This window comes from Pseudomonas mosselii (assembly GCF_003205295.1).
GTDB classification, from domain to species: domain Bacteria; phylum Pseudomonadota; class Gammaproteobacteria; order Pseudomonadales; family Pseudomonadaceae; genus Aquipseudomonas; species Aquipseudomonas mosselii_B.
Map to the genome: position 1 here is coordinate 74518 of NZ_QJRP01000020.1, position 6928 is coordinate 81445.

The window sequence follows — 6928 nt, forward strand, 5'->3', positions numbered from 1 at the left end:
GGTCTTGCACACTCGGAAGGGGCGGCGCACAATTCGCCGCAAAGTGGGCAGTATACTGCGCATCCCCTACCAGTGAGCAATATAGTGCACAAAGATTCCGAGCACCGCGCATCGGTGTTGCAACATGTCAGCCAGAACGTTCGCCGCCTGCGTGGCGACGCCGGCCTGAGCCAGGCCGCCCTGGCCGAACGCTCCGGGGTCAGCCGGCGAATGCTGGTGGCCATCGAGGCCGGCGAGAAGAATGTCAGCCTCACCACCCTGGACCTGATCGCCGAAGCGCTGGGGGTAGCGTTCAGCACCCTGATCCAGGCGCCAGACCGGCGTGACCCCAGCCGCATCGAAGAGCTGGCCTGGGCCGGTGAACATCCCGCCAGCCGCGCCGTGCTGCTCGGCAGCAGCCCGGCGCGACGGGAAGTCGAACTGTGGGAGTGGACCCTGGCGCCCGGCGAATGCTACGCCAGCGAGGCCGACGCCGCCGGTTGGAGCGAGCAGATCTATGTGGCCGAAGGCCGCCTGACCTTGATCATCGAAGGAGGCGAGCGGCAACTGGGCAAGGGCGAGTTCTTCGTCTTCCCCAGTGACTGCCGCTACGCCTACCGCAACGATGGCCAGGAGCCGGTGCGGTTTGTGCGCAACGTGGTGATCTGAGTTTTCAATATTGCGACGGCTGGGCATCGCTCGTGGTCGGGTGAGGGCCGGGACCTTCATCGGCGAGACGGTCGTGGTGGTTGCGCAGCGGGCATTCCTTCAACGACATGCAGCCGCAGCCGATGCAGCCGTCGAGCTGATCGCGCAGCATCACCATCTCGTCGATGCGCCGGCTCAGGTCGTCGCGCCAGCGCGCCGAGAGGCGCTGCCAATCGTCGGCGGTGGGGGTGTGATCGCAGGGCAGGGTCTGCAGGGCGCTGGCGATATCGGCCAGGGCGATGCCCAGGCGCTGGGCCATCTTGATCACCGCCACCCGGCGCAGCATCGCCCGTGGATAGCGGCGCTGGTTGCCGGCGTTGCGAGTGCTGTGGATCAGTCCCTTGGTCTCGTAGAAGTGCAGGGCAGTCACGGCTACGCCGCTGCGCGCGGCCAGCTGGCCGACGCTGAGCAGACGCTCCTGGGCGGAAGGGGGCTTCATCGGCAATAAAATCCTTGACCTTGAGTTAGCTGGAGGTTTTACCCTCCACGACCATCTGCTGCAAGAGCCCGAAACGAGGAGATGCGTCATGGCGGTCAACACCCATTCCCTGTGGTTCACCCAGATGATCGAGTACGACGTGCCACCCTTGCGCCAGGACGCCCTGGCCGAGGCCCTGGTGGTGCGCAGCGAGCACCTCGCGCAACGCTGCGACGGGCTGCTCAGCGTCAGCATCCAGGTCAGCGACGACGGTCGTCGGGTGCTCCAGCTCCTGCGCTGGCAATCGCGCCAGGCCTGGGTCGCCGCCGCCGGCTGCTTCATCGAAGAGCCGTTCCTCGACCTGCTGGGCGAGCACCAGGCCCGCGGGGTGAACTTCGCCGCGTACCAGACGCTGCGCAGCCTGGTGCGTGGCGTCGATGGCGGCCTGCATTGCCAGCTGGGCAGCACTCAGGCATACCAGGGTGCGTAGTGCGGGTAGCGGTCCAGGCGCGCGCCGATGACCATCTCGCTGATCCAGGCCGTGAGTATGGCGCTGTAGGCTTTCTGACTTTCCTCGCTGGACAGCGCGTGGTCTGCGCCGTCCACCAGACGGTGGGTCATCGAGTGGGCGCTGACGAAGGCCGAGCGGTAGCTCATCAGCGTGCTGTGCGGCACATAGTCGTCCTGTTCGGACTCCACCAGCAGCACGTCGCCGGCGAATTCGGCGCAGGCGGCCAGGGCACGGTTGTCGGCCGGGCCCAGGTCACGCAGGCGGTAGGCGTTGAGCCGCTGGCGGTCGAGGGCCTGCTTGGGCGCATCCCATTCATCGTCCCAGTATAGGGCCGGCACCCTGAGCGCCAGCCATTTGACTGACCGGTGACGGGTGAGCAGGGTGGCCAGGTAGCCGCCGTAGCTGCTGCCGATCACGGCAATGGCGCCGGGGTCGACCGAGGGGTGGCTGGCCAGCCGGTCGTAGGCGGCCAGCAGGTCGGCCAGGTTCTGCTCGCGGGTCACGGTCAGGCGCTGGCTCTCGGTCTTTTCGTGGCCGCGCAGGTCGAAGGTCATGCATACGCAGCCAAGCCCGGTAATCTGCCGGGCACGGGCCAGGTCGCGCTGCTGGCTGCCGCCCCAGCCATGCACGAAGAGAATTCCCGGCATGCGGCTACCCGGGCTGACCAGGGTGCCGACGATGCTGTCGCCCTCCACGTGCAGTTCCACGGTTTCACTCTCGATGGTCATGGTCGCGTATCCGTGCATATTTGCAGAGTTGTCCAAGTTCACTGTCGTGGCCCTGGTAGAACAGGGTGGCGTCGGCGGGCAACTGCGCCTGGCCGAAGACCTCGTGGGTCGACGCGCATAGCCGGTCCAGGCGTGGATCGGCGGCGAAGGCCTGCAGCGCGAGGACCTCGGCAGGGGTGGCACCGCCCAGGCGCCAGGATTGTTCGAGCACGCCGCTGCGCAGGTGGCCGTAATGGTCCCTGCCGCGGGCGATATCGTAGTTGCGACGCGAGGCGATGAAGCCCGGGAAGTAGCGCTCGGCGGCCTCTTCATAGGTCATGGCCTGGTTGATGGCCAGGCGCAGGTGATCTTCGAGCGGCAACTGCAGTAACTGCTGGTAGTCGCCGCGCACGATCACCAGGTCGGAGCCGCCATACACTTCGGTGCCCGCATGATCACGGGTGAGGTGCTGGGTGCCGTGATAGCTCAGGGTCAGCCCGGCCACGCGCACCTGGCCGACGCTGAAGGTTTCGACCGCGTCGAGGTCTTCCTCCAGCACCAGGCCCCACAGGCCCAGTTGCTGTTCATCCATCGCCGCCAGCAGCGGTTCCAGGGCCTGGCTATCGATGATCACCTGCTGGCCCCGGCCGGCGCAGGCCAGTACCGGCTTGATCCTCACCGGTCCATCGCGTAGCAACAGTTCGGCGGCGCGGCGCGCGTCGGCCTTGGAGAACACGGTATAGCCCCGCAGCAGGGCGCCGCTGGCATGCTGGGCGAAGGCGTCGGTCCAGCCGGGCGGGAAGCTGGCGTCTGCCGGCAGCGGGTGGGAGATGGCCTTGGTGGCCATGTGCGGATGGCTGACCACGCCACCGAACAGGTCTTGTTCGTCGCGGATGCCCAGCGCTGCGTGCCGTTGCGCGTCGACCAGGGTCTGGGTCGGTACATAGTAGTAACCGGCCGTGTTGGACTGTGTGGACGATGGCTCGACCCGCTCGGCTCCCAGCAGCAGCGCCAGATGATCGGCGATCTTCAGGTGGACCGCGCGTTCGTGCTCGGGGGTGTGCTCGCGGGTGTCGAGCAGCACGACGGCGCTTTTCGGTTCGCGTGAGTGGGGCATGGCCGACCTCGCATAGCCACGGTATGTAAGGGTTGTGAAGGCCCGTAGCCGGTTTAGTTCAGGAGGATGGATCGACGGTCGGCAGGGCAGTTGGGGCAATGCATGCCTTGTTACGGTCGTGGTGATTGCGGGCGTCTGCCGGGTGTAACATTATCAGCGCCTTGGACCCGTCGACACCTATCCGCAGGAGTGCGCATGAACAGTCAGTCCCCCCTTCACGAATCCGTTCCGGCACGCCTTGCCCGCGTGCGCGAGGCCATGGCCCGGGAGGGTGTGGATGCCTTGCTGGTGCCTTCGGCCGACCCGCACTTGTCCGAGTACCTGCCGGGCTATTGGCAGGGCAGGCAGTGGCTGTCCGGGTTCCTCGGTTCGGTGGGGACGCTGGTGGTGACGGCTGACTTTGCCGGACTATGGGCTGACAGCCGCTACTGGGAACAGGCGGGCAAGGAGCTGGCCGGCAGCGGCATCGAGCTGATGAAACTGCGTCCTGGGCAGCCCGGGGCGCTGGAGTGGTTGGGCGCAGAAGTGTCCGGCACCGTCGCGGTGGACGGCGCGGTCATGGCCCTGGCTTCGGCACGGCAACTGGGCGAGCGTTTGCAGGCGCGTGGCGCGACGTTGCGCACCGACCTCGACCTGCTGGATCGGGTATGGGCCGACCGTCCCTCGCTGCCGGGCAATCCGGTGTACCAGCACCTGCCACCCCATGCCACGGTCAATCGTGCGCAAAAGCTTGCCGAACTACGCAGCACCTTGCGGGAAAAGGGCGCCGACTGGCATTTCATCGCCACCCTCGACGATATCGCCTGGCTGTTCAACCTGCGCGGTAGTGATGTTTCCTATAACCCCGTGTTCGTTTCCTTCGCGCTGGTGAGCCAGGACAAGGCGTTCCTGTTCGTCGGCCGTGACAAGGTCGATGCTCATCTGCGCCAGGTGCTGGCGGCCGATGGCATCGAGGTCCGCGACTACGCCGAGGTCAATGCTGCGTTGGCCACTATTCCGGCTGCGGCGAGCCTGCTGGTGGACCCGGCGCGGGTCACCCGCGGCCTGCTGGACAACCTGCACGAGCAGGTGCGGTTGGTCGAGAGCATCAACCCGACTACCCTGAGCAAGTCGCGCAAGGGGGAGGGTGAGCTCGTCCATATCCGCCAGGCCATGGAGCAGGATGGCGCGGCGCTGTGCGAATTCTTCGCCTGGTTCGAGGCGAACCTCGGCGCGCAACCGATCACCGAGCTGACCATCGACGACCAGTTGAGCGCGGCCCGAGCCCGCCGTCCGGGCTTCGTGTCGCTGAGCTTTTCCACCATCGCGGCCTACAACGCCAACGGCGCGATGCCGCATTACCGCGCCACCGAAGAGTCCCATGCCGCCATCGAAGGCGATGGCCTGCTGTTGATCGACTCGGGCGGCCAGTACCTGGGCGGGACCACCGATATCACCCGGATGGTGCCGATCGGCGAGCCGAGCCATGAGCAGAAGGCCGATTGCTCCCGGGTGCTCAAGGGCATGATCGCCTTGTCGCGGGCCAGCTTCCCGCGCGGGATGCTCTCGCCGCTGCTCGACGCCATCGCCCGGGCACCGATCTGGGCGGATCAGGTCGAGTACGGCCATGGCACCGGTCATGGTGTCGGCTACTTCATGAATGTGCACGAAGGCCCGCAAGTGATCGCCTACCAGGCCGCGGCCACACCGCAGACGGCCATGCAGCCGGGCATGATCAGCTCGATCGAACCTGGCACCTACCGCCCGGGGCAGTGGGGCGTGCGGATCGAGAACCTGGTGGTCAACCGCGAGGCCGGTACCAGCGAGTTCGGCGAGTTCCTTTCGTTCGAGACCTTGACGCTGTGTCCAATCGACACCCGCTGTCTGCTGGTCGAGGCGCTGGGCAGCGACGATATCGCCTGGTTGAACCGTTACCACCAGACGGTGCGGGAGCGGCTGGCACCGCTGCTGGAAGGCGAGGCGCTGGCTTGGCTGGAGCGACGCACTGCCGCGCTGTGAAAATGATGTATTGGTAACAAAAGGGGCAGCCATTGGCTGCCCCTTGTTTATCGATTACTTGCAAATCACGATCATGCTGCGGCTGGTATAGCCGGCCGGATTGATGCCGAACACATAGTCGCCAGGCTCTTCGTCGGTGTCGCCGGACCGGGCGATGACCTTGTAGCCTTTGCTGCTGCAGGAGCTGGCGGCCTTGCTGTAGCACTTGTCCCATGACGAGGAGAGCCCCGAGCAGTTGATATGCAGGCCCTTTTTCCCCCGCTTCACCTCGGTATTGGCTGTCGCGGCGCATCCAGCGATGGCCAGGATGGCCAGGATGAGAAAAATACGTTTCATTCCTGTCCTTATTTGGCCCGACTGCACTCACGGGCCTGTGGTTTGCGCTTCGTCTCTTCCCTGATGGTCCCCAGCGTCCATGTACCGCTCAGTAGATAGCGTCAAGATTATATTTGGGTGACAGCTTAATCAGCCACGGCGGGCGGTACAAGGTTGCAGGTCAGCTAAATGCAAATATTTCTCAAATCAGTCGGCGGCCACGGGTGGTACCGCATCTCGTTTCATGGACAAGGTCGCGCCTACAGAGGCAGTGATGATGGCGAGGATTGCCAGCCATTGCCAAAGGGTAAGCTTCTCACCCAGGAAGAGTAGCCCGGACAATGCGCCAAAGGCCGGCTCGATGCTCATCAGTGTGCCGAAGGTGCGGGCGGGCATGCGGGTCAAGGCGACCATTTCCAGGCTGTAGGGCAGGGCTGTCGACAGGATGGCCACGCCCAGGGCTACCGGTAGCAGCGCAGGTGTCAACAAGGCGCTGCCGGCGTGGGCGATACCAATGGGGGCGACGAACAGGGCTGCGATCACTACCCCCAGGGCAGCGGTCTGGATACCGTTCTCGGCCCCGGCCTTTTGCCCGTAGAGGATGTACAGCGCCCAGCACACGCCGGCTCCCAGGGCATAGCCGGCGCCGATCGGGTCTAACCCGCCGTCGGTCTGACCGATGGGGATCAACAGCAGCAGGCCGACGACCGCCAGGGCGATCCACAGGAAGTCCAGCGCCCGTCTCGAGGCCCATAGCGCCACCGCGAGCGGGCCGGTGAACTCGAGGGCTACAGCGATGCCTAGCGGCACACTGCGCAATGACATATAGAAGAGGAAGTTCATGCCGCCCAGGGCCATGCCGTAGATAATCACGCTACGCAGGGTGCTGGCATCCAGGCGAGCACGCCAGGGGCGCAGCAACAGGAGCATGATCACGCTGGCGAAGATGAGGCGCAGGGCGGTGGTGCCTTGGGCGCCGACGATGGGAAACATGCTCTTGGCCAGCGAGGCTCCGGACTGGATGGAGGCCATGGCGATCAGCAGCAAGCCGATGGGGAACAGCGTGGCGGCCAGGCTGCGGTTTGGGGTGTTCATGGAGGCTTCCGTTATTGTGCGCGCAAGGGTGTGCAATATAGTGCGCAGCGGGAGGGTGGGTTGGCAAGGTTGGGATAGGG

The 6928-nt window shown here is 65.4% G+C and carries 8 protein-coding genes; 3 read left to right on the plus strand and 5 right to left on the minus strand.

The annotated features are described in order from the left end of the window. Positions 1-84: 84 nt before the first annotated feature. Entirely contained in the window at positions 85-648 is a 564-nt protein-coding gene (locus tag DMX06_RS18465; protein WP_110738774.1) for a helix-turn-helix domain-containing protein, read from the plus strand. Between the two features lie 4 nt (positions 649-652). Here DMX06_RS18465 and soxR read toward each other — a convergent pair whose 3' ends face one another. Next, entirely contained in the window at positions 653-1126 is a 474-nt protein-coding gene (gene soxR / locus DMX06_RS18470) for a redox-sensitive transcriptional activator SoxR (protein WP_110738775.1), read from the minus strand. Positions 1127-1214: 88 nt separating this feature from the next. Here soxR and DMX06_RS18475 point away from each other — a divergent pair, with 88 nt between their 5' ends. Beyond that, positions 1215-1595 carry an antibiotic biosynthesis monooxygenase gene (locus tag DMX06_RS18475; protein WP_110738776.1) on the plus strand — a complete coding sequence of 127 codons (381 nt, stop codon included), beginning with the start codon at positions 1215-1217 and terminating at the stop codon, positions 1593-1595. Here DMX06_RS18475 and DMX06_RS18480 read toward each other — a convergent pair. Beyond that, entirely contained in the window at positions 1574-2344 is a 771-nt protein-coding gene (locus DMX06_RS18480; RefSeq protein WP_110738777.1) for an alpha/beta hydrolase family protein, read from the minus strand. The two genes, DMX06_RS18475 and DMX06_RS18480, sit on opposite strands and share 22 nt — an antisense overlap. Then, positions 2328-3440, minus strand: coding sequence for a DUF3182 family protein (locus DMX06_RS18485; protein WP_110738778.1), 1113 nt, complete (start codon positions 3438-3440; stop codon positions 2328-2330). Before DMX06_RS18485 ends, DMX06_RS18480 begins: the two co-directional genes overlap by 17 nt. A 195-nt stretch (positions 3441-3635) precedes the next feature. Here DMX06_RS18485 and DMX06_RS18490 point away from each other — a divergent pair, with 195 nt between their 5' ends. Beyond that, positions 3636-5438 (plus strand): aminopeptidase P family protein, encoded by a 1803-nt coding sequence (locus DMX06_RS18490; protein ID WP_110738779.1) that lies wholly within the window; start codon positions 3636-3638, stop codon positions 5436-5438. A gap of 54 nt (positions 5439-5492) precedes the next feature. Here DMX06_RS18490 and DMX06_RS18495 read toward each other — a convergent pair whose 3' ends face one another. Both DMX06_RS18495 and rhtA read right to left on the minus strand, forming a co-directional pair. Continuing rightward, positions 5493-5774: a hypothetical protein gene (locus DMX06_RS18495; RefSeq protein WP_062573425.1), complete on the minus strand. Its 282-nt coding sequence runs from the start codon at positions 5772-5774 to the stop codon at positions 5493-5495. 186 nt (positions 5775-5960) lie between these two features. Then, positions 5961-6848, minus strand: a complete 888-nt coding sequence (rhtA, locus tag DMX06_RS18500) for a threonine/homoserine exporter RhtA (protein ID WP_110738780.1) — start codon at positions 6846-6848, stop codon at positions 5961-5963. Between the last annotated feature and the right edge of the window lie 80 nt (positions 6849-6928).